This window comes from Microbacterium paludicola (assembly GCF_039529675.1).
GTDB lineage: Bacteria > Actinomycetota > Actinomycetes > Actinomycetales > Microbacteriaceae > Microbacterium > Microbacterium paludicola.
Window position 1 is genome coordinate 220865 of record NZ_BAAANG010000018.1, and the last position, 21745, is coordinate 242609.

Genomic DNA, 21745 nt, shown 5'->3' on the forward strand with positions numbered 1-21745 from the left:
ATCGGGTCAGTGGAAGTCGCGGGCGGCGTGCTTGACGCCGACGCGGAGGTCTTCGAAGGCATCGGCGACGATGTTGGTGACGCCCTCGGGGGAGCGCTCGAGGATGCCGCGGGCGATGAGCGCGGGGCTGTCGCGCACAACGCGGCGGTAGCGGTTCCAGACGCCGACCGAGCAGATGACGTTCACCAGGCCGTGCTCGTCCTCGAGGTTGAGGAAGGTCACGCCCGAGGCGGTCGCCGGTCGCTGGCGGTGGGTGACGAGCCCCGCGACCTCGATGCGGCGGCCCGTCTCATGCGAGCGCAGGAGCGCGGACGGCAGCACGCCGCGGGCGTCGAGCGCCTCGCGGAAGTGGGTGAGCGGATGATCCGTGGTCGAGACGCCGGTCGCCCACAGGTCGGCGGCGAGCTGCTCGTAGCTGGTCGGATCGGCGAACAGCGGGGGCTGCACCCCCTCCGCGCCGAGCGGCGTCACGGTGTGGGGCAGGAACTCGGGGCGATCCTGGGCGGCGGATCCGGCAAGCCAGATCGCCTCGCGCCGTGATAGGCCGAGGCACTCGAACGCGCCGGCGGTCGCGAGGGCCTCGAGGTGCTTCTGCGTGATGCCCGTGCGCCGCACCAGCTCGTGAAGGTCGCGGTACGGGCCGCCCCGCGTGCGCTCGGCGACGATCCGCTCGGCGGTGTCCGCGCCGATCCCGGTCACCGCGGCGAGCCCCAGCCGCACGGCGAACGCGCCGTCGCGGCGGTGGGCGGCCGACTCGTCGGGCGCCTCCCGATCGAACTCGCCCGGTGCCGGGTGCACCCGCACTAGGCATTCGTCGCGACCCGTGACGCCCGCGGATCTGTCGGCCACGGGCTCGAGCACCTCGGTCGCGCCCGAGCGGTTGAGGTTGGGCCGGCGCACCTCGACGCCGTGGCGCCGGGCGTCGGCGGTGAGCGAGGCGGGGGAGTAGAACCCCATGGGCTGCGCGCGCAGGAGTCCGGCGAGGAACGCGGCGGGATAGTGAAGCTTGATCCACGACGACGCGTAGACGAGCAGCGCGAACGACAGCGAGTGCGACTCGGCGAAGCCGAAGTTCGCGAACGCCTGGATGCGTGCGTAGATGCCGTCGGCGAGGTCGCCCGTGATGCCGTTGCGCGCCATCCCGGCGTAGAGCTTCTCGCGCAGCTTGTCGATCTTCTCCTTGCCGCGCTTGGACCCCATCGCGCGGCGCAGCAGATCGGCGTCCTCGCCCGAGCACTCGCCGACGGCCATCGCCATCTGCATCAGCTGCTCCTGGAACACCGGGATGCCCAGCGTCCGCGCGAGCACCGGCTCGAGCTTCGGGTGGTCGTACGTCACCTTCTCGGCGCCCATCTTGCGGCGCACGAACGGGTGAACGGCACCGCCCTGGATGGGCCCCGGCCGGATCAGCGCGATCTGGATCACAAGGTCGTAGAACCTGCGGGGCTGAAGCCTCGGCAGCAGCCCCATCTGCGCACGCGACTCGACCTGGAACACCCCGATCGAATCGGCCCGGCACAGCATGTCGTAGACCGCGGCCTCCTCCTTCGGCAGCGTCGCGAGCGTCCACTCCTCACCCGTGGCGTCGCGGATCAGGTCGAAGCAGTGCTGCAGCGCGGCGAGCATGCCGAGCCCCAGCAGGTCGAACTTGACCAGGCCCATCCAGGCGGCGTCGTCCTTGTCCCACTGGATCACCGTGCGGCCCGGCATGCGGGCGTGCTCGATCGGCACCACCTCGCCGACCGGACGCTCGGTGAGCACCATGCCTCCCGAATGGATGCCAAGGTGCCGCGGCGCCTTCAGCAGCTCGGAGGCGTACGCGATCACCTGATCCGGGATGTCGTGATCCGGCCCCGTCTCGAGGCCGGCGCCCCAGCCCTCCACCTGCTTCGACCAGGCATCCTGCTGGCCCGGCGAGAAACCGAGCGCGCGGGCCATGTCGCGCACCGCGTTCTTCGGTCGGTACTGGATGACGTTCGCGACCTGGGCGGCGTTCTCGCGCCCGTAGCGCTCGTAGACCCACTGGATGATCTCCTCGCGCCGGTCGGAGTCGAAGTCGACGTCGATGTCGGGCTCCTCGTCGCGCATCGTCGACAGGAACCGCTCGAACGGCAGGGCGTACGCGATGGCGTCGACCGCGGTGATGCCGAGCAGATAGCAGACGGCGCTGTTCGCGGCCGATCCGCGTCCCTGGCAGAGGATGCCGCGGCGCCGTGCCTCGGCGACGATGTCGTGGACGATGAGGAAGTAGCCGGGGAAGTCCTTCTGCTCGATGACCGCGAGCTCCTTCTCGATGCGGGCACGGTCGTCGTCGCCCAGCTCGGGATACAGGCGCGGGACGGCGTCCCACACGAGCTTCCGCAGCCAGGACATCGGGGTGTGGCCGTCGGGGACCTCCTGCTTCGGCAGTGCGGGCTTCATGCGGCGCAGCGGGAAGGCGAGCTCGTCGGCGAGCTCCACGGTGCGGGAGACGGCGCCGGGGTAGCGGGCGAACCGGGCCGCCATCTCGGCACCGGAGCGCAGATGCGCCGAGCCGTGCGACGGTAGCCATCCGTCGAGGTCGGCCATGCTGCGGGTCGCGCGCACCGCGGCGACGGCGGACGCCAGGCGCGCCTTCTCGGGGGAGGAGTAGTGCGCGTTGTTCGTGGCGATCACCGGCAGCCCGCGCTCGGCGGCGAGGGCTGCGAGCACGTCGTTGCGGCGCGAGTCGAGCGGATCGCCGTGGTCGGTCAGCTCGACCTGCACGTTCCCGTGGCCGAACAGATCGACAAGGCGATCGAGGGGACCGGCCGGATCCTCGCCCCGGGCGAGAGCCTGACGCACCATGCCCTTCCGGCATCCGGTCAGGATCGCCCAGTGGCCGTCTGACTGCTGGGCGAGCTCGTCGAGGTCGTAGAACGGGCGGCCCTTCTCGGCCCCGCGCAGCTGCCCGTGGGTGAGCGCACGGGCAAGGCGGCGGTAGCCCTCCTCGCCGCGGGCGAGCACCAGGAGATGCTCGCCCTCCGGATCGGCGACGCCGTTCTGCGGGGACGGCAGCCCCAGTGACAGCTCGGCGCCGAACACGGTCTTCACCGCGGTCTCCTCCGCAGCCTCGGCGAAGCGCACAAGGCCGTAGAAGCCGTCGTGGTCGGTCAGGGCGAGGGCGTGCAGGCCGAGGCGCTCGGCCTCCTCGACGAGCTCCTCGGGGGAGGACGCCCCGTCGAGGAACGAGAACGACGAGTGGGCGTGCAGCTCGGCATAGGGGACGGCATCGTCGGGGCGCCGGATGGGTGGCGCCTCGTAGGCGCCCCGCTTCCGGCTCCACGCGGGACTGTCGCCGCCCTCCGCCCCGGCGGGCCGGGCCTCGGGGCGACGTCCGCTGAGCGCGCGCTCGAGCTCGGACCACGAGATCGGGGGATTCTGCCAGCCCATCAGCCGGCCCGCCCGTTCACGTGTACCGCCCTTCGATCCACCAGCGCTCGTCCTCGAGCACAAGCAGCCAGGCCGTCTGATCCGCGTCGACCATCTGGAACCGGTGGGCGCGCCGCGCCCTGGCCGGATCCCACTGCCGCTCGATCACGGGCCACGGTCCTGCCCACGCGGCGACCCGACGCCCGTCGAGGAGGGCGGGGGGAGCCGACATCCCGCCGCGCTCGTCCACCGCGACGGGGGAGCCGTCGGACGCCGCGACGGCGGCGGGCCGGAGAGGGCGGTAGACCTCGCTCGGCAGCGGCTGGGGAAGGCTGCCCGGCCACGGCAGATCGCGGGGGTGGGTGGGACGTTCGGCATCGCCCCAGGGCACGCGCCGTTCGCGTTCGCCGAGCCAGCGGCCGCCCGCGAGCAGCGGGGTGACGACCCCGCGGTGGCCGAGCATCGCCTGCACGCGCGACATCGCGTGGTGCAGCCGCTCGTCCGGACCCTGCCCGAGCAGGGCGGGCTGATGGTGCGCGGTGTCGTCGACGGCTTCCGGCTCGATGCGGACGAGGGTGACGCCCCCGTTCTCGCCGCCGAACGCGCCGGACTCGCCCTCGAGCGTCGCCTGCAGCTGCCAGCGCACGCGGTCGACGAGCGCGGAGGCGTCGAAGCAGGTGGGATGCAGCCACACCCGCTCGCTGCGACCGCCGCGGTCATCGAGCAGAGTGATCCGCACCTCGGTGCACACCAGCCCGGCGTCGTCGAGCCCGGTGATGACGTCGTCGGCGGTGGTGCGCACGGCGAACGCCACCTGCTCGGCGAGCTCGAGCGGGGATTCGAACTCCACCTCGCGTGCGAGCTCGGGGGGCGGGACCCGCGGCACCACGGGACGCGAATCGGATCCGCCGGCGAGTGCGTGAAGGCGGGCACCGTGGTCGCCGAGGCGGTCGCGCACCGCGGCGATGTCGAGTGCGGCGAACTCGCCGAGGGTCTGCACTCCCAGGCGGGCGAGCAGCGCGACGAGATCGTCGTCGTTCAGCGCCGCGATCGTGAGGGGAGACAGGAATGCCGCGGACGCGCCCCTGGGCACGATCCGGATGGACGCCGGGCTCATCAGGCGCGCCGCCTGCTCGGCCGTGAACAGGCCGTCGGCCACGCCCGCACGCGCGTCGGGGATGCCGCAGGCGGCCAGCTCGTCGAGCAGGGCGCTCGCCGCCTGCTCCTCGCCGCCGTAGAAGCGTGCCGGGCCGCGGGCGCGGATCGCGCACAGCCCGGGGCGCAGCGGCTGCACGCCGGGGGCGAGCTGCTCGAGCCGGGTCAGGACGGGGCTGAACGCGCGCTCATCCCGTGCCGGATCGGCGGGCACGAGCCGCAGCCGGGGACAGGCGCCCTGGGCGTCGCGGCGGCGCTGTCCGCGGCGCACGCCTTCGCGCCGCGCGGAGGTCGAGCAGGCGACGACCCGGTTCGCGTGCATGATCGCGATCGGCGCATCGCCCGGATCCGCCGCCGCGGCGGCCTCGCCGTCGACGGGGCGCGCCGAGGCGCGCGCTTCGCTGCGCAGGAGGGCTGTGACCGGCCAGTCGGGAAGCCAGAGGACGATGACGCGGGTGGGGGAGGTCATCCCGCCACCGCCTCGAGCCGGCCGACGGATCGCCACGTCGGCTGCTGGGCGGCGCCGCCGACGACCGCCGCGGGAGCCCCGAGCGGCCCGGGAAGCTGCACGCGGACGGATCGCGGTACGGGGAAGCGCCGTCCGGTGGCGGTGACCGTCACCTCGCGCGCGGCGAGGAGCCCGTGCCCCTGGCCGAGCCCCGTCCACGCGGGATCGCGCAGGCGCAGCGCCGCCTCTGCCTGGGGCCAGGCCCCCTGCACGAGCAGCACCCCACCGCGGTCGCGCAGCTTGGCGCCGATGCGCGCGGTGTCGGCATCGCGGGCGGCGCGAGGAGGGCGGACGGCGACCACGGGGAAGACCTCGGCCACCGCGGAGGCGACCGCGAGCCAGCGGTCGCCAGGGTCGGGCACCAACGCGAAGCGGTCGAGGTCGACGCCGTAGCCTTCGGCCGCCTCGGCGGCCAGCTCGGGCATGCCGATCGCGGCGCACCAGGAGCCGGCGCGGGACGGCGCCGCCATCAGGGCGAGCAGCAGGCTGGTGGAGGTGTCGAGGCTGTAGACCGAGCCGGGACGGAGGCCGCCCTCGGGGAACAGCGGAGCGAGCGCGGCGTGCACCGGCATCGCGTCGACCTGTGCGCTGCGGCGCTGCATGCGGGTGATCTGGGCCCGCAGGCGCTGCACCTCTGCAAGCGTCGGGGACGCCTGCGCGTCAGCCGGTGCTGACGTGGCTCCCCAGCGGGAGGCGGTCTCGTGAAGTGCCATCCCCATCCCTCAAGAGTAGAACCGATGTTCGAAGAAGTCGATCTTGCTTCGAACCCTAGTTCGTACATCCGACATCCGGATCCGGATGAGCGATGTGAGGGTGGGGTCGCGCGGATCAGCCCTGGATCAGGGCGGCGATGCCCGCGATCGCCGATCCGAGTGCGAGGAGCAGGGCGATGCCGATCAGCACGGCGTGCACCGTCAGGAATCGCGTCGGGCGGCCGGCGTCGTCGCGAGCGCGCGGGTCGCGCGAGACGCGTCGATAGAACGTGGGCCAGACGAGCACGTTGAAGGCGGCGTTGCCGAGCAGGAGCGCGGCGAGGAGGGAGGTCATCCATCGAGCCTATGGCGGAGATGTGGGGAGAGGTGCCCACCTGGTCATAGTGAAATATCGCCACCATAAGACGCATGACTGAACCGACCCCTACGGCGCGTCTGGTCGATCCCCATTCCACGGCGGCAGCGAAGGTGGGCGAGCGCATCGCCGCGCTGCGGCGACGCGCCCGCCTGAGCCGCCCCACTCTCGCCGACTGCGCCGACCTCGACGTGCGTCATCTCCAGCGCATCGAGCGAGGCCACGGAAATCCCACGCTGCTGAGCCTCATGCAGATCGCGGTCGCCCTCGAGGTGCCGCTGGCGCACCTTGTCGAAGACCTTGAGCCGGAGGACATGCCCGGCACCCGTCGCCCCTACGGGCACAGCACGCGCGACATGCAGACCCGTCGCCGCTACTACGCCGGCAACGGGGCGCTCGACTACTGATCGGCAGGACCTCCGGCGCCGCTAGAAGTCGGGCGGGTCACCGTCCCATGGTGGCGGATCGACGCCGTCCGAGGGGACGAAGCGGACGACCGGCGCGGGGATGTCGTGCATCGTGCGGCCTGTGGGGCTGCGCCAGGTGATCGTGCCGTCGGCGCCGTGGTGGGCGGTCCAGTTGCCGTAGTGCTTGAGCAGATGATGCGCCCGGCAGAGGGCCGCGAGATTGGTCACGGCGGTCGGGCCGCCCGCGGAGTGCGCGACCGTGTGGTCGAGGTCGCAGCGCATCACGGGCCGGCGGCATCCGGGGAACCGGCAGTGCTCGTCGCGTGCGCGCAGGAAGCGTTTCTGCGCCGCCGTGGGCACGTAGGAGTCGACGGTGCGCAGGCAGCCGGTGTCGGGATCCATGAACAGCCGAGACCACAGCGTTGCACCGCCGGCAAGGCGACGGGCCGTGTCGGGGTCGATGGGCCCGTGCCCGGCGAGGAACGCCGCGTCATCGCCGATGCCCGTGAGTGTGGTGGCGGGGATGGTGACCTGCACCGTCGCGTGGATCGCCGCCAGGGCGTTGCCCCCGGACTCGTCGGCGACGTGCGCGGAGGGGATGCCCGTCAGCATCACGTCGGCGACGACATCCACCCGGATCTGGTCGAGGGTGCGCTCATCCTCAGACGCGCCATCGGCGCGATTGGCGCGGTGGATGGTGATCGCGAGGCGCGTCGCACGGTTCTGCATCGCCCGCGCTTCCGTCGCGCCGGTGAGCAGGCAGAACACGCCCATGCCGTCCTCGCGCGCCTCCACCCACGACTTCCGTCCGGCGAAGGCGACCTCGTGGCGCTCGGCGATCGTCGTCGGTTCGCACTCCTCCGCGACGGCCTTCGCGATCGCCCGCAGGCGGCCGGGGGACTGTCCCGCCGCGCGCTCCAGGACGAGCCGCTCGTACCGGCCGCGGGCGCCTGGGTCGGTCAGCCGCAGCCCCTCCTCCGTCACGGCCGTCGCGTGCCCGCGAGAGAGGCGCCCGTCGACGAGCGCCGTGAACGTGGCGGGGAACTGCTCGATGAGCACCGCGGCGTCGTCCATCCGTCCTCGGATCGTCCGATCGGACGCGCTGGTGGCGACCGCGATGTCGGCCGCGATCGCCCGCACCGGCAGGATCCATCCCGACGGCGCGCCCATCTCGGCGAGGATCTCCAGGCCGTTGTCCTGTGCCGCCTTCAGCAGCATCGCCTTCGCCGCCTCGGCGTTCGCGATGACGCGCTCGGCCGAGGCGAGCCCATCGATGATCGTCGACAGGACCTCGCGGCGCGCGGGATCGAGATCCCACCGCTCGGCGAAGGAGGTCCTGGTCATGCAGTCATCGTCTCACCGATCTCGGACATTCGTTCGAGTGTCGCGCTGGCTCACACAACGAATGACCACGCCCACTCCCGGTCGTCGTCGGGCAGGAACCAGGCGACGGTCACGGTGGTGTCGTCCAGTTCGCAGCCACACAGACACAGCTCGCGCGACTCGCCGGGCTGAAGGCGGCCCCAGGTCTCGACGTCCGGGGGCTCGCGGCCGTCGGCGACGTAGAGGCGCACGTACTGGGCCGCCTGCGCCCCCTCGTTCGTCAGCAGGGGATGGGCAGGATCCTCGCGATCCACGTGCCAGGGCACACGGTGCGCGTCGGGGGCAGGGGATTCGGTGGGACCGATCGCTCGCAGCATGCCGGTGACGCTACGAGCGGCCCGCGACGCCGCAGGGCGTCAGGAGCCGTCGGGTGCCTGATCCGTGGAGGACTCGACCGACTTCGGCCCTGTGGACGAGCGATGGGGGATCACCCGGCCGACGACACCGCCCACCGCCGACCCGACCTTCTTCACCCCGCGGATGGCGCTGTGTTCAAGCCGCTCGGCGCCCGGGAGAGGCTCGAGCTCGGCGGGGAGCACCGCCGGTGGGGCGCCGAACGCCTTGCGCGAGGCGACCACGACCCGCCGGCCGAGGATGTGGTTGCCCGCACCGCCGATCGCGGCTCCCACGCCGAAGGGCAGCGCCTTGCCGAGCAGCGACGCTCCGCCCGTGGCGGCGAAGCGGTGGATGAACGACTTCTTCAGCCGGTCGAGCAGCGGCCCGACCGTGGCGCGCGGCAGCGATTTGGTGACCAGCTCGCCCCAGTAGGCCGACCGGCTGCCGCTGCCGGAGGCCTGGCTGGCGAGCTGCCGCACGAGGTTCACTCCCTCATCGCCCATCATGAGCGTGAGGACGAGGGCGCGGGCCCGGTCGGGCGACTCGATCGTGATGCCGTGCACCTCGGCGAGCGACTGCGCATACAGCGCGGTCGCCTCGAGGAAGCCCACCGTCTCGGCTCCCGACAGGCCGAGCGTCACGGCCGTGCCGAAGCCGGGCACGACGGCGGTCGCGCCCACCGCCGCGCCGCCCGTCGTGACGGCGGCGAGGTAGCGATTCTCGAGGATGCGGACGATCTGATCCGGCGTCGCATCCGGATGGCGCAGCCGCACGGAACGGATGTGCGCGACGACCGCGGGCCGCTGGACCTGGATGACGCGGTCGAGCACGCGGACGAGGAACGGATGGTCCTCATGCCCGGCGGGCGGCAGACCGCCCTTCCAGGGCGCGTCGGCAGGAAGCGAGTGGATCTTGTGGACCTTGGCGGACACGCGCGAGATCCTCAGCGATGAAAGCGAACGACGCCTGAACGCCGTCAGACGTACTCGTTGGCGTGGACGAGATCCTCGGCCGTGTCGATCTCGACCGCGTAGAGGTCGGAGATGTCCATCGGCAGCAGCTTCACGCCGTCGTGCTGGATGGCGAGCTCGAGTCCACGCTCGAAGTAGTCCTGGTCGTCGACGCGCGCGAGGTGCCGCATGAACGCGGGCTTGTCGGCGCGGGAGATGTAGTTGATTCCCACGGCCTCGCCGATGCCGCCGACGACGGTCTTGGAGAGCTCGGCGATGTGGCCGGCCTCGTCGATCGTGTACTTGACCTCTTCGTCGCTCACCTTGGCGGTGTTGACCGTGACGAACGACAGATCCTGCTCGATGTACGAGATCGCGCGGCCCAGGACGCGGGGATCGAAGACCACGTCTCCGTTCATCCAGAGCACGCCCTTCTTGCCCGTCGCCTGGAGGGCGCGCAGGAGGCTCTTGGACGTGTTGGTCTGGTCGTAGCGCTCGTTGTGCACGTACGTGGCGTCGGGGAAGGCGTCGATGATGGTCTCGGCGCGGTAGCCGACCACGGTCGTGACGCGGGCCTCGGGACCGAAGGCGGCACGGATGTTGTCGCGCTGCTGTTGCATGATGGAGCGGCCGTCGTTGAGCTCCGTGAGCGGCTTCGGAAGCGCGCGACCGAGCCGCGAGCCCATGCCGGCGGCGAGAATGACGATTCGGAAAGACATCTGTTGCGCCCCCTGAAGTGCTTTGTTCGCGATCGGTTCACCGACCGGTCACCTCGATGTGCTCCCCCATGGTAGCCACAGTGGCCTGGGAAGCGGCAGAGATGGCCTCTGATCGGCGTTTCTGTGCACCACGTCACGGAACGGGCACATCCGGGCAGGTGTCGGTGGCGGTTGCTACGGTGAAGCCGTGACCACTTCGCCATTGGATGACGACGCCGGCACGACTTCGAGCGGAGGTGCCGCGCCCGCTCCCGGCGAGGCCGTGCAGCGCCCTGGCTCGGCGGGGTCCCCGGCGAAGCGTCCCGCGATCAGGCGCCCGGCGAAGCGTCCCACGGCCAAAGGGACTGCGGCCGAGCGCGACACCGGCGAGAGCGACACCACGCCGTCCGCAGCCGCACCGCGCAAGCCCGCGGCGAAGCGACCGGTACAGGGCGGCAAGCCCAAGCCCCGTTCCGGCACGAAGACATCGGCGGCGCGGAATGCGGCCGGCAGGTCGGCGGTCGCCCAGCCTCCCGCAGAGGCCGACGCACCCTCCGATCAGGACGTGCCCACCTCGGTCGTCCCGGTGGTGGACGTCGTGGAGCGACCCGCGGATCCCGTGACGGAACCGGATGCTCCCGCCGCCGCGCCCGAGACGGCCGCCGCGGAGACGACCACGACGGAAGAGGCCCCTGTCGAGGTCGAGGACGCCACCGTTGCCGTGGCGGAGACGGGTGCGCCCGAGACCCCGGTGGTCGAGCCCGAGGCACCGGTCGAGCCCGAGTCGACGGTCGTCCAGCCTGAGACGCCGGCAGAGGACGTGCCGGAGGCGCCCGCGGAGGTTGAACCCGACCCGGCCGAGGTCGAGCCCGAGGCGCCGGCAGCGGAGCCCGAGGCGCCGGCGGCGGAGCCTGAGACCGCAGTCCTTCCCGCGACAGGCCCCGCGACCGACCCCGCCGCCGTCCCGGCCGCCGAGGCCCGGCCGGAGGTGCCGCCCGCCCTCGTGCTGCGGGGCATCTCCCGCTCCTACGGCGGGACGACCGCCGTCGCCGGCATCGACCTGACGGTCCCCGCCGGATCGTTCTACGGTCTCGTCGGTCCCAACGGTGCCGGCAAGACGACGACGATGTCGATGATCGCAGGGCTGCTGCGTCCGGATCGGGGCGAGATCTCCGTCGCGGGGGTCGATCTGGCGAAGGATCCGCGCGCGGCAAAGGCGCTGATGGGCGTGCTTCCCGACCGGCTGCGCACGTTCGACCGCCTCACCGGGCGGCAGCTCCTCTACTACTTCGGCGTGCTGCGCGGGCTGAAGCCCGACGTCGTCGCGAGCCGCACGGCCGATCTCGCGCGCGCGTTCGACCTCACGGACGCCCTCGGCCGCGTTGTGTCCGACTACTCGGCGGGGATGACGAAGAAGATCATGCTCGCGGCCGCCATGATCCACTCGCCGCGCCTGCTCGTCCTCGACGAGCCGTTCGAAGCCGTCGATCCGGTGTCGTCGGCGAACATCCTGGAGATCCTGAGCACCTACGTCTCGCGTGGCGGCACGGTGCTGCTGTCGAGCCACGGCATGGATCTGATCGAGCGCGTCTGCACGCGCGTCGCGGTCATCGTGGCGGGGCAGCTGCTCGCCGAGGGGACCGTCGAGGAGGTGCGCGGCGAGCTCACGCTCGAGCAGCGCTTCGTCGAGCTCTCGGGCGAGGTCAGCAGCATGGAGGGCCTCGAGTGGCTGCACACGTTCTCCGACTGAGGCTCGCGCTGATGGTCGGCGCGCTGCGAGGGCCGGCCACCCGTGTCGCCTACCGGGCGGCGGGGCTGCTCATCCTGGTCGCGGTCGTCGTCGCGGTCGCCATCGGGGTCCTGTCCCTCGTCGACGCCCCGACCGCCGTCGCGTTCGCCCTGCTCGTGCTCGCCGGATCGGCGATTTCCCTGTCGTTCGCGGCCGGTCCCGTCGTCGCGGCGGCGACCGATCCGCTCGATCCCCGCCGCTTCGCCGTACTCGGGATGGATCCTCGCCCGCTCGCCTGGCTGCTGGCCGGCGCGGGATTCGTGAGCGTCCCGGTGTTCGCGGTGGCGGTGTTCGACGTGTGCGCGGCCGTCGTCTGGACGGCGCATGGGGTTCCCGGCGTCGTCAGCGCGCTGATGGCGATCCTGCACGTCGCGACCTGCGTGCTGCTCGCGCGTCTGAGCATGGCCGTCGGCGCCGCGGTGCTGCGCACGCGCCGCACGCGCGAGCTGTCGGGCCTGTTCGTGCTCGGGGTCATCGTGGTGCTCGTGCCGGTCATCGTGTTCCTGTCGTCGCTGGAGTGGGAGGGGCGGGTGCCGAGTGCGCTCGCCACCGCGGCCGACGTGCTCGCCGCGACCCCGATCGGCGCCGCGGCCGCGCTTCCCGGCACGATCGCGATGGGCAACGGGGGAGCCGCATGGCTGGCGGCCCTGGTGGCGCTCGCCACGCTCGGGCTCGCGGCGGCGGCCTGGCTGTTCGCCGTCGAACGGGCTCTGACGACGATCGAGAACCCCGCGGCCGCGAGCGGGCGGGGCGGGCTCGGCTGGTTCGCGGTCATGCCCGGCACTCCCGCGGGCGCGATCGCCGCGCGCGGCCTCGTGTACTGGCTGCGCGACAGCCGCTACATCGTGAACTTCGCCATCATCCCGCTCGCCGGTCTCCTGCCGACCGTGCCGCTGCTGGTCGCCGGTGTGCCCGAACCCGTCGTCGCGCTCGTGCCCGTGCCGATCATGGCGCTGTTCTTCGGATGGCTGCCGCACAACGACGTCGCCTACGACTCGAGCGCCGTGTGGATGCACATCGCCAGCGGCATCCGCGGCGTATCCGATCGGATCGGCCGCCTCGTCCCCGTGCTCGTGATCGCGATCCCGGTGCTCGCGATCGCGCTGTCGCTCAGCGCCGCGTTCTACGGCCGGTGGGCGGTGCTGCCCGCGATGATCGGCGTCGCGGCGAGCCTGTTCCTAACGGGCCTGGGCCTGTCGAGCGTCGCGTCGGTGCTCGCTCCCTACGCCGTCTCGCGCCCCGGCGACAGTCCTTTCCAGCAGCCGCAGCGGGCCGACTCGACCGGCGTCGCCGCGCAGGCGCTCGTGATGCTCGGCACGATCGTGCTGAGCGCCCCGACGCTGTGGCTCGGCTGGCTCACCGTCACCGACGATGTCGCACATGCCGGCGCGGCGATGTGGACGGGGCTCGGCGTCGGGGTCGGCGTGCTGCTCGTCGGCGTGCTGCTCGGGTCGTGGATGTTCGAGCGCCGCGGCGAGCGGATCATGGCATTCGCGAGCACCACCTGACGCCCGCGGACAATGCTCGAGGGGGTCTCCGCGGCGTAGACTCGGGCCTCATGAGCACTCCTCTCGATACCCCCGGCGACGGCGGAACGGCCCTCCTCGACCGCGAGCTCGAGAAGCTCCTCGAAGAGGAGAACATCGAGCCGGGCGATCACGAGCGCTTCTCGCACTACGTGAAGAAGGAGAAGATCCTCGAGTCGGCGATCACCGGCAAGCCGGTCCGCGCGCTGTGCGGCAAGAAGTGGACGCCGGGCCGCGACCCGGAGAAGTTCCCGGTGTGCCCGACGTGCAAGGAGATCTACGAGTCGCTGAACTCGTGACCCGCGTCGGGCGCGGCCGTCAGCTCTCGTCCGCGTCGACGTAGACCGTCGGGATCGCCGGGTCCGAGCGGCTGAGCGCAAGTGCGCGGATCGGCAGCTCCTCGCGCACGCGCAGGTGATGCTCCCGTGCCGCCTCGACCCCGGCCGGGCCCTCGTACTCCGCGACAGGCTCGCCCTCGACGACGAGGGCCACCTGCAGGGGGCGCGCATCCGGGTACTCCGACGGCTGCGCGAGCGGCTCGAAGCCGTCGGCGACCTCGACGAGCTCCTGCGTGGCGACCCCGTTCTCGAGCGTGCGGAACGCGGTCTTGCGCCCGCCCTGCGATCCCTTGCCCTCGGCGGTCTTCGACACCGAGACCCAGCCGCCGTCGGCGTCCTGACGCGCGACGAGCTTGTAGACCATGCCCGCGGTCGGATACCCGGATCCGGTCACGACCGACGTGCCGACACCGTAGGCATCGACGGGAGAGGCGGCCAACGCGGCGATCGCGTACTCGTCGAGGTCGCTGGTGACGGTGATCCGCGTCTGCGTCGCGCCGAGCTCGTCGAGCTGCGCGCGGACCGATGCGGCAACCGTCGGCAGGTCACCCGAGTCGAGGCGCACGCCGCCGAGGCCGGTGCCCGCGACGCGGACGGCGGTCTCGACGCCCTTCGCGATGTCGTAGGTGTCCACCAGCAGCGTCGTGTCGGTGCCGAGCGCCTCGACCTGGGCGCGGAAGGCGTCCTCCTCGCTGTCGTGAAGCAGCGTCCATGAGTGCGCGGCGGTGCCCATCGTCGGGATGCCCCACTGGCGGCCCGCCTCGAGGTTGCTCGTCGCGCCGAAGCCGGCGATGTACGCCATGCGCGCGGCCGCGACGGCCGAGGACTCGCCCGCACGACGCGATCCCATCTCCGCCAGGGGACGATCGCCCGCGGCGATGCTCATGCGCGAGGCGGCGGTCGCGACGGCCGAGTCGTGGTTGAGCACGCTCAGCGCGAGCGTCTCGAGGATGACCGCGTCCGCGAAGCTACCCTCGACCGTCAGGATCGGAGAACCCGGGAAGTACAGCTCGCCCTCGCGATAGCCGGAGATGGACCCGGTGAAGCGGTAGTTCTCGAGGTAGGCGACGGCCTCGGGGCTGACCACCTTCTCGTCGCGCAGGAAGCGCAGCTCGTCGTCGCCGAAGTGGTAGTCGCGCAGCAGCGCGAGCAGGCGTCCCGTGCCGCCGACGACGCCGAACCGGCGACCGCCGGACAGTCGTCGCGCGAACAGCTCGAACACACAGTGCCGCTGGGCGGTGCCGTCGCGCAGGGCGGCGTCGAGCATGGTGAGCTCGTAGCGGTCGGTCAACAGGGCCGAGGAGGCGCTCATAGGGAAAACCCTAGCCATGGATGCGCAGGTCGCGGACGACGCGGCCGCCGGGCGAGCGCGGCGCGGCTTGCGGTGCGCGCCGCGGGTACGCTGGGACATCATGAACGACGCGCCGATCGGGATCTTCGACTCCGGCGTCGGCGGGCTCACCGTCGCCCGGGCGATCGGCGATCAGCTGCCGCGCGAGTCGATGATCTACATCGGCGACACCGCCCACTCGCCGTATGGCCCGAAGTCCATCGCCGACGTCCGGCGGTACTCGCTGGAGATCCTCGACACGCTCGTGGATCAGGGCGTGAAGATGCTCGTCATCGCCTGCAACACCGCGTCGGCGGCGATGCTGCGCGACGCACGCGAGCGGTACTCGGTGCCGGTGGTCGAGGTCATCGGCCCCGCCGTGCGCACGGCGATGTCCACGACGCGAAACGGCCGGATCGGCGTGATCGGCACGGTGGGGACGATCGGATCCGGCGCGTATCAGGACATGCTCGAGGTGAACCCGGGAATCCAGGTCTCCACGGCCGCCTGCCCGCGATTCGTCGAGTTCGTCGAGGCGGGCGACACCGACTCGCCCGAGGTGCTCGCCGTCGCCGAGGAGTACCTCGCGCCGCTGCGTCACGCCGGGGTCGACACCCTCGTGCTCGGCTGCACGCACTACCCGTTCCTCAAGGGGGCGATCAGCTACGTGATGGGCCCGGATGTCTCGCTCGTCTCGAGCGACTCCGAGACCGCGAAGGACGTCTACCGCCAGCTCGTGAGCCGCGACCTGCTGGCAGGCCCGGACGCGACGCCGCGTCACGAGTATGAGGCGACGGGCGCGGCCACCACCGACTTCATCGCCCTCGCGAACCGCCTGCTCGGCCGAGAGGTGCGCGACGTGCGCCTCGTCCGCACCGGCGCCATCGACCTCCCCGCGCTCGACGCGCGATCCTGATCCCTTCCATCCGCAAGGAGAAGCAATGACCACTCGCGCCGACGGCCGCACGCCCGACCAGCTCCGCCCCATCACGATCGAGCGCGGCTGGAGCAGCCAGGCAGAGGGCTCGGCGCTCATCAGCTTCGGCGGCACGAAGGTGCTGTGCACGGCGTCGTTCACGAACGGTGTGCCGCGTTGGCTGACGGGCAAGGGCAAGGGCTGGATCACCGCCGAGTACGCGATGCTTCCGCGTGCGACGAACGACCGCAACGACCGCGAGAGCGTGAAGGGCCGGATCGGCGGGCGCACGCACGAGATCTCGCGCCTGATCGGCCGCGCGCTGCGCGCCGTCGTCGACACCAAGGCGCTCGGCGAGAACACCATCGTGATCGACTGCGACGTCCTGCAGGCGGATGGCGGCACGCGTACCGCGGCGATCACCGGCGCCTATGTCGCCCTCGCCGACGCGATCGAGTGGGGCCGCGAGAAGAAGTTCATCGGCCAGAAGGCCCAGGTGCTGCGCGACTCGGTGGCCGCCGTGTCGGTCGGCATCATCGACGGCGTGCCGATGCTCGACCTTCCGTACGTCGAGGATGTGCGCGCGCAGACCGACATGAACGTCGTCATCACCGGAGGTGGGAAATTCGTCGAGGTGCAGGGAACCGCCGAGGGTGCGCCGTTCGACAAGGCCGAGCTCGACGCCCTTCTCGAGCTCGCCGTCGCCGGCGCGGCCGAGCTGCGCGTTCACCAGCAGGCGGCGCTCGACGAGCCCGCGGGGGCCTGACCGGTGGCGCAGATCGTCCTCGCCACGCACAACGCCCACAAGGTCGCGGAGTTCCAGGGGATCGTCGCCCGCGTCCGCCCGGATCTCGAGGTCGTGTCCTACGACGGCCCCGAGCCGGTCGAGGATGGCACGACCTTCGCCGAGAACGCGCTGATCAAGGCGCGGGCCGCGGCGGCGCACACGGGGCTTCCCGCGCTCGCGGACGACTCCGGCATCTGCGTGGACGTCCTCGGTGGCTCGCCCGGGGTGTTCTCGGCCTACTGGGCAGGACACGCGAAGGATGATCGCGCCAACCTGGCGCTACTGCTCGACCAGCTCTCCGACGTCGCGGACCCGCACCGGGGCGCCCACTACAACTCGACGATCGCGCTGGTGACGCCTGCCGGTGCGGAGCACACGGTGGAGGGGCTCTGGCCCGGCCGCCTCGCGGATGCGCCGCGCGGCGAGGCGGGATTCGGGTACGACCCGATCTTCATCCCCGCCGACCAGGACGGGCCCGAGCGCACGGTCGCCGAACTGACCGCGGATGAGAAGAACGCGATCTCGCACCGCGCCCGCGCCTTCGTGGCGCTCAAGCCGCTGCTCGCGCAGCTGTAGGCGGCCCGTCGGATCAGTGAACGGCGGCGAGCAGCACGCCCACGCCGACGAAGAGCGAGCCGAAGATGCGGCCGAGGACCTTCTGCCCCGACGGAGTGCGGGTGAGGCGGGCGAGCCCGCGGGCGGCGATGGCGAACACGAACCACATCACCACGATGTCGATCGCCACCACCGTCGCCGACAGCACCGTGTACTGCGGGATCAGCGGCTGATCGGGTCGGATGAACTGCGGCACGAAGGCGAGGAAGAAGACGATCGCCTTCGGGTTCGTCAGGTTCACGAGCAGCCCGCGCCGGAACATCGACCAGGCGCTCTCGCGCACGAGGATCGCGGATCCGTCCTCCGTCGCGTCCTGCGGGCGCGCGAGGAACTGCCGTACCCCGAGGTAGATCAGATACGCGGCGCCGGCATAGCGGATGATCTCGAACAGGATCGGCGAGCTCGCCACGAGCACGCCCACGCCGGCAGCGACGATCACGATGTGCACCACCAGGGCGACCTGCTGGCCGAGGATGCCCCACAGGGAGCGCCGCCACCCGGACGCGATCGCATTCGACATCGTGTTCACCGCGCCCGCGCCGGGCGTCAGGGAGATGAGTGCTCCGGCGCCCACGAGGGCCAGCCAGAGCGAGAGCGTCATGCTCTGGATTCTACGGCCGGGGTGTGCACCGACCCTGCACAGGCACGCGTGCGAGCATTGACATCAGAGCCCGTCAAGAGGCTCCCGGACGATGGTCAAGTACCCGGTGCGCGACAAGACTTGCCAGGAGTCGTGCCATGTCGTGGATCGTCCTCATCCTGTCCGGTGTCCTCGAGGCCGTCTGGGCCACCGCCCTCGGCAAGTCGGAGGGCTTCACGAAGCCCGCACCGACGGCCGTCTTCGCCGTCGGCATCGTCGCGAGCATGCTCGGACTCGCGTTCGCGATGCGGGACATCCCGATCGGCACCGCGTACGCCGTGTGGGTCGGCGTCGGCGCGGCGCTCACCGTCGGCTACGCGATGATCACCGGTGACGAGTCGGTCTCATGGCTGAAGATCCTGCTGATCCTGGGCCTCGTCGGCTGCGTCGTGGGCCTGAAGCTCGTGAGCGACGGCGAGCACTGACGCGAGTGAGAATCGGACTCATTCCCGAGTAGGCGAAAGCCGTCGGACCTGGGGTTTGCCGCGCGTAGCCTGGGACCATGCATGTCCACGCGCACGAGAAGCAGGGCGGCGACGACCGTCGCCTGCTCGGCATCGCGCTGGGCATCACCCTCTCCGTCGTGGGGCTGCAGGTGGTCGGCGGGCTCGTCGCCGGGTCCCTCGCGCTGCTGGCCGACGCGGCGCACATGCTCACCGATGCGACCGCCCTCGGTGTCGCGCTGATCGCGCAGTCGATCGCCCGCCGCCCCGCCGACGACCGGCGGACCTTCGGGTATCGGCGCTTCGAGGTGTTCGGCGCGATGATCAACGCGGTGCTCGCGATCGCACTGAGCGGCGGCATCGCGGTGGCGGCGGTCGGGCGACTCTTCTTCGCCGCGCCGAGCGAGGTGCACGGCGGCACGATGATCGTGTTCGCCGTCATCGGCCTCGCCGCGAACGTGCTCACGCTGTGGCTGCTGGCGCGCGCCCAGCGCCGCAGCATCAACGTGCGCGGCGCCTACCTCGAGGTGCTCGGCGACGCGATCGGCTCGGCCGTCGTGATCCTCGCCGCCGTCGTGGTCCTCGCGACGGGCTGGGACCGTGCGGATGCCGCCGCGTCCCTGCTGATCGCGGCGTTCATCCTGCCGCGCGCATGGGTGCTGATGCGCGAGGGCCTCGCGGTGCTCACCGAGTCGGCACCGCAGGGGATGAGCGTCGCGGAGATCCGGGATCACCTCCGCGCGGCCCCCGGCGTCGTCGATGTCCACGACGTCCACGTGTGGCAGCTCACGCGCGGCGCGCCGGTGTTCAGCGCGCACGTGGTGGTCGACAAGGACGTGCTCGACCGCGGCGGGTCCGCGGCGCTGCTGACCTCGCTGCAGGGGTGCCTGGCAGATCACTTCGACGTCGCGCACTCCACCTTCCAGCTCGAAGCCGTCGGCCACGAGGACCGCGACGAGGCGCACCGCTAGGACTCGAGCACCACGTCCTGAGCCGCCTTGTCGGGGCGAAGGCCCCGCCAGCGCGGGTGGCGCATGCTGCCGCCGGGCGTCCACTCCGTGAACTCCACCTCGCCCACGAGCTCGGGCCGCACCCAGAGCACGTCCCGGGCGTCGAGCGGGGGAACGCCGTGCAGGGGAGACTCCGTCACGCGCAGCGGCTCCAGCTGATCCCACAGCCGGCCGAGCGCCCGCTCGCTGAACCCCGTGCCCACGCGGCCGACGTAACGCAGGCCGTCGTCGTCCGGGATCCCGAGCAGGAGCGAGCCGATGGATCCGGATCGTCCCCCCTTGCCGGGGCGGATGCCCGCGATCACCGCCTCCTGCGTCCGCGTGATCTTCAGCTTCAGCCAGCGGTCCGACCTGCCGGGGCGGTAGCGGGCATCCGGGTCCTTCGCCATCACCCCCTCGAGGTCGTGCTCGCGCGCGATGTCGAGGGCCAGGTCGATGTCGGGGAACACCGGCGGGACGTCGATCGCCGCCCCCGCGTCGGCCGCGATCCGCTCAAGCACATCGCGGCGCTCCGACAGCGGGCGGCCGGTCAGGTCCTCGCCGTCGGCGGCGAGCACGTCGAAGAGGTACAGGCGGGCGGGGGTGCGCCGCGTCTCGGCGGTGATCTCGGCGGACTTCGTCAGGTGCATCCGGTTCTGCAGCAGCGAGAAGCTGGGCCGCCCGCGCTCGTCCAGGGCGACGATCTCGCCGTCGACGACCGCCTCCGACGCAGCGAAGAACGCAGCGCCCGGAGCGGCGAACTCGGGATAGCGGTCGGTGATGTCCGTGCCGCTCCGGGCGAACAGGCGCAGCCGACCGTCCGACCAGACGCCCAGCGCCCGCACGCCATCCCATTTCATCTCGGCCCAGGATCCGGCGCCCATCGCGCGCGCGAGCCCCGGGGTGCCGTTGCTCGCGAGCATGGGGGACGGGGGTTTCGCCCGGGCTGCGGGCGTGGGCGGATTCGGGGGTTTCGACTCGGTCGCTTCGCTCCCTCGCTGAACCGGCGAGGAGGCTTCGCTCCATCGTTCAACCGGCGAAGAGGCTTTGCTCCCTCGCTCAACCGGCGAAGAGGTGCGGCTCTCCGGCTCCGCGGGCGTCTCGGCGTGCTGATCCTTCATGCGGTGAAGCAGCCATTGCGACTTCTCGCCGTCGCCGCTCGTGCGGATGAGCGCGAGGCGCACGCCGCCGGTGAGCGGGCCCGCGCCGTGGAGGGTGAAGATCACCTCGTCCGCCCGCCACTTCTCGAGCGCGTAGGTGCCCGACTCCCAGATGTCCATGTGGCCCGCGCCGTACTCGCCCTTCGGGATGTCCCCCTCGAACGTCGCGTAGGCGAGCGGGTGGTCCTCGGTCTGCACCGCGAGGTGGTTCTTCCCGGTCGTCTCGGGGATCCCCTTGGGCACCGCCCAGCTGGCGAGCACCCCGTCCCGCTCGAGCCGCAGGTCGTAGTGAAGCCGACGCGCCTCGTGCCGCTGGATGACGAAGCGCGGCTCGCCGCCGACCGTCGGCTCGATGGGCCCGCCCATCGGCTCGGGCGTCTTCGCCGCGTCGCGCTTGGCGACGTACGGGGCGAGCGCGGCATCCGGATCCGGCGCGTCGATCGGCGCGAGCGGGTCGCCGATGCGCTCCATCCGCTCCAGCACCTCGTGGAACAGCAGGTGCCGCAGGCCCGCATCGTCGAGCTCGTCCCACGTGCGGGGCGCGGCCACCCACGGCTGCGCGCGCCCTCGCAGCGAGTACGGCGCGATCGTCGTCTTCTTGCCGTTGTTCTGGCTCCAGTCGACGAGCACCCGGCCCGGGCGCACCGCCTTGCTCATCGAGCTCACGACCAGCTCAGGATGGTCGGCCTCGAGCGCCTGCGCGAGTGCCTTCGCGACCGCCGACACCTGCGCGCTCGTCTGCGACCCGGGCAGCCGCGCGTAGAGGTGGATGCCCTTGCTGCCGCTCGTGACCGGCAGCGGGTCGAGGCCCATGTCGGTCAGGATGGCGCGCGCCTGGCGGGCGACCTCCGCGCACTCCGGCAGGCCGACGCCGGGCCCCGGATCCAGATCCAGGACGAGACGGTCGGGAAGTCCCGGGGAGCCGTCCGGCGCGAAGCGCCACTGCGGCACGTGCAGCTCGAGACTCGCGACCTGCGCGAGATAGGCGAGCGTGGCGACGTCGTCGACCAGCGGATAGGCCTTCGACCCGGTCGAGTGCTCGATCGGCTGACGAGGGATCCAGTCGGGCGCGCCGCGCTCGAGGTCCTTGGCGAAGAATGACGGGAGGGGCTCGTCGGCCGTGCCCACGCCCTCGACCCAGCGCTTGCGCGTCACCGGGCGGCCAGCGACGTGGGGGAGCAGCACGGGCGCGATGCGGGTGAGGTAGTCGATCACCTCGCCCTTTGTCGTCCCGGTCTCCGGATACAGCACCTTCTCGAGGTTCGTCACGCGCAGGCGACGGCCGCCGATCCGCACGATCTGCTCGCCTGCCATGGC

Annotated in this window: 20 protein-coding genes and 1 riboswitch; of the genes, 9 read left to right on the forward strand and 11 right to left on the reverse strand. The window is 71.8% G+C overall.

Features of this window, described 5'->3' with window-relative positions; translation table 11 throughout:
* Positions 1–6 precede the first annotated feature (6 nt).
* The 4 genes from ABD161_RS09370 to ABD161_RS09385 all read right to left on the reverse strand — a co-directional run bounded on the left by ABD161_RS09370 (position 7) and on the right by ABD161_RS09385 (position 6100).
* Positions 7–3411, reverse strand: a complete 3405-nt coding sequence (locus ABD161_RS09370) for an error-prone DNA polymerase (RefSeq protein ID WP_344001799.1) — start codon at positions 3409–3411, stop codon at positions 7–9.
* A gap of 16 nt (positions 3412–3427) precedes the next feature.
* On the reverse strand, positions 3428–5014 hold the full coding sequence (locus ABD161_RS09375) for a DNA polymerase Y family protein (RefSeq protein WP_344001801.1): 1587 nt from the start codon (positions 5012–5014) through the stop codon (positions 3428–3430).
* Positions 5011–5766 carry a hypothetical protein gene (locus ABD161_RS09380; protein ID WP_344001803.1) on the reverse strand — a complete coding sequence of 252 codons (756 nt, stop codon included), beginning with the start codon at positions 5764–5766 and terminating at the stop codon, positions 5011–5013. The genes ABD161_RS09375 and ABD161_RS09380 overlap by 4 nt, the downstream gene beginning before the upstream one ends.
* A 115-nt stretch (positions 5767–5881) precedes the next feature.
* Complete coding sequence (locus ABD161_RS09385; RefSeq protein WP_344001805.1) at positions 5882–6100, reverse strand: SCO4848 family membrane protein; 219 nt, start codon at positions 6098–6100, stop codon at positions 5882–5884.
* Positions 6101–6174: 74 nt separating this feature from the next.
* Between ABD161_RS09385 and ABD161_RS09390 the strand changes: the two genes are divergently transcribed.
* On the forward strand, positions 6175–6528 hold the full coding sequence (locus ABD161_RS09390; protein ID WP_167760691.1) for a helix-turn-helix domain-containing protein: 354 nt from the start codon (positions 6175–6177) through the stop codon (positions 6526–6528).
* 21 nt (positions 6529–6549) lie between these two features.
* On the opposite strand, the gene ABD161_RS09395 is transcribed toward ABD161_RS09390, so the two are convergent.
* From ABD161_RS09395 to ABD161_RS09410, 4 genes are read right to left on the reverse strand one after another with little or no spacing between them, the layout of a single operon-like run.
* Positions 6550–7872 (reverse strand): HNH endonuclease signature motif containing protein, encoded by a 1323-nt coding sequence (locus tag ABD161_RS09395; protein WP_344001808.1) that lies wholly within the window; start codon positions 7870–7872, stop codon positions 6550–6552.
* A gap of 50 nt (positions 7873–7922) precedes the next feature.
* Positions 7923–8228: a hypothetical protein gene (locus tag ABD161_RS09400; RefSeq protein ID WP_344001810.1), complete on the reverse strand. Its 306-nt coding sequence runs from the start codon at positions 8226–8228 to the stop codon at positions 7923–7925.
* Between the two features lie 39 nt (positions 8229–8267).
* Positions 8268–9179 carry a hypothetical protein gene (locus ABD161_RS09405; RefSeq protein WP_344001812.1) on the reverse strand — a complete coding sequence of 304 codons (912 nt, stop codon included), beginning with the start codon at positions 9177–9179 and terminating at the stop codon, positions 8268–8270.
* A 44-nt stretch (positions 9180–9223) separates the two neighbouring features.
* Positions 9224–9916, reverse strand: a complete 693-nt coding sequence (locus ABD161_RS09410; protein ID WP_344001814.1) for a phosphocholine cytidylyltransferase family protein — start codon at positions 9914–9916, stop codon at positions 9224–9226.
* A gap of 544 nt (positions 9917–10460) precedes the next feature.
* Between ABD161_RS09410 and ABD161_RS09415 the strand changes: the two genes are divergently transcribed.
* Genes ABD161_RS09415 through ABD161_RS09425 form a run of 3 tightly spaced genes read left to right on the forward strand, consistent with a single transcriptional unit; the run spans position 10461 to position 13509 of the window.
* On the forward strand, positions 10461–11645 hold the full coding sequence (locus tag ABD161_RS09415; protein ID WP_344001816.1) for an ABC transporter ATP-binding protein: 1185 nt from the start codon (positions 10461–10463) through the stop codon (positions 11643–11645).
* Positions 11646–11656: 11 nt separating this feature from the next.
* A complete protein-coding gene (locus ABD161_RS09420; RefSeq protein WP_344001818.1) occupies positions 11657–13192 on the forward strand; it encodes a hypothetical protein in 1536 nt (511 codons plus the stop codon).
* Between the two features lie 50 nt (positions 13193–13242).
* Positions 13243–13509, forward strand: coding sequence for a DUF3039 domain-containing protein (locus ABD161_RS09425; RefSeq protein WP_135112970.1), 267 nt, complete (start codon positions 13243–13245; stop codon positions 13507–13509).
* A gap of 19 nt (positions 13510–13528) precedes the next feature.
* Here ABD161_RS09425 and ABD161_RS09430 read toward each other — a convergent pair whose 3' ends face one another.
* Positions 13529–14860 carry a nicotinate phosphoribosyltransferase gene (locus tag ABD161_RS09430; RefSeq protein ID WP_344001820.1) on the reverse strand — a complete coding sequence of 444 codons (1332 nt, stop codon included), beginning with the start codon at positions 14858–14860 and terminating at the stop codon, positions 13529–13531.
* Positions 14861–14960: 100 nt separating this feature from the next.
* On the opposite strand from ABD161_RS09430, the gene murI reads away from it, so the two are divergent.
* Genes murI through rdgB form a run of 3 tightly spaced genes read left to right on the forward strand, consistent with a single transcriptional unit; the run spans position 14961 to position 17157 of the window.
* Entirely contained in the window at positions 14961–15794 is an 834-nt protein-coding gene (gene murI / locus ABD161_RS09435) for a glutamate racemase (protein WP_344001822.1), read from the forward strand.
* 25 nt (positions 15795–15819) lie between these two features.
* Positions 15820–16560 carry a ribonuclease PH gene (gene rph, locus ABD161_RS09440; protein ID WP_344001824.1) on the forward strand — a complete coding sequence of 247 codons (741 nt, stop codon included), beginning with the start codon at positions 15820–15822 and terminating at the stop codon, positions 16558–16560.
* A gap of 3 nt (positions 16561–16563) precedes the next feature.
* Positions 16564–17157: an RdgB/HAM1 family non-canonical purine NTP pyrophosphatase gene (gene rdgB, locus ABD161_RS09445; RefSeq protein ID WP_344001826.1), complete on the forward strand. Its 594-nt coding sequence runs from the start codon at positions 16564–16566 to the stop codon at positions 17155–17157.
* A 13-nt stretch (positions 17158–17170) separates the two neighbouring features.
* Here the strand turns inward: rdgB and ABD161_RS09450 are convergent, their stop codons facing one another.
* Complete coding sequence (locus ABD161_RS09450) at positions 17171–17797, reverse strand: LysE family transporter (RefSeq protein WP_344001827.1); 627 nt, start codon at positions 17795–17797, stop codon at positions 17171–17173.
* A gap of 63 nt (positions 17798–17860) precedes the next feature.
* Positions 17861–17925, forward strand: a riboswitch (guanidine-III (ykkC-III) riboswitch).
* 9 nt (positions 17926–17934) lie between these two features.
* Here ABD161_RS09450 and ABD161_RS09455 point away from each other — a divergent pair.
* Both ABD161_RS09455 and ABD161_RS09460 read left to right on the forward strand, forming a co-directional pair.
* On the forward strand, positions 17935–18261 hold the full coding sequence (locus tag ABD161_RS09455; protein ID WP_344001829.1) for a DMT family transporter: 327 nt from the start codon (positions 17935–17937) through the stop codon (positions 18259–18261).
* A gap of 77 nt (positions 18262–18338) precedes the next feature.
* A complete protein-coding gene (locus tag ABD161_RS09460) occupies positions 18339–19250 on the forward strand; it encodes a cation diffusion facilitator family transporter (protein WP_135112986.1) in 912 nt (303 codons plus the stop codon).
* Here the strand turns inward: ABD161_RS09460 and ABD161_RS09465 are convergent.
* On the reverse strand, positions 19247–21742 hold the full coding sequence (locus ABD161_RS09465) for an ATP-dependent DNA ligase (RefSeq protein WP_344001832.1): 2496 nt from the start codon (positions 21740–21742) through the stop codon (positions 19247–19249). The two genes, ABD161_RS09460 and ABD161_RS09465, sit on opposite strands and share 4 nt — an antisense overlap.
* Between the last annotated feature and the right edge of the window lie 3 nt (positions 21743–21745).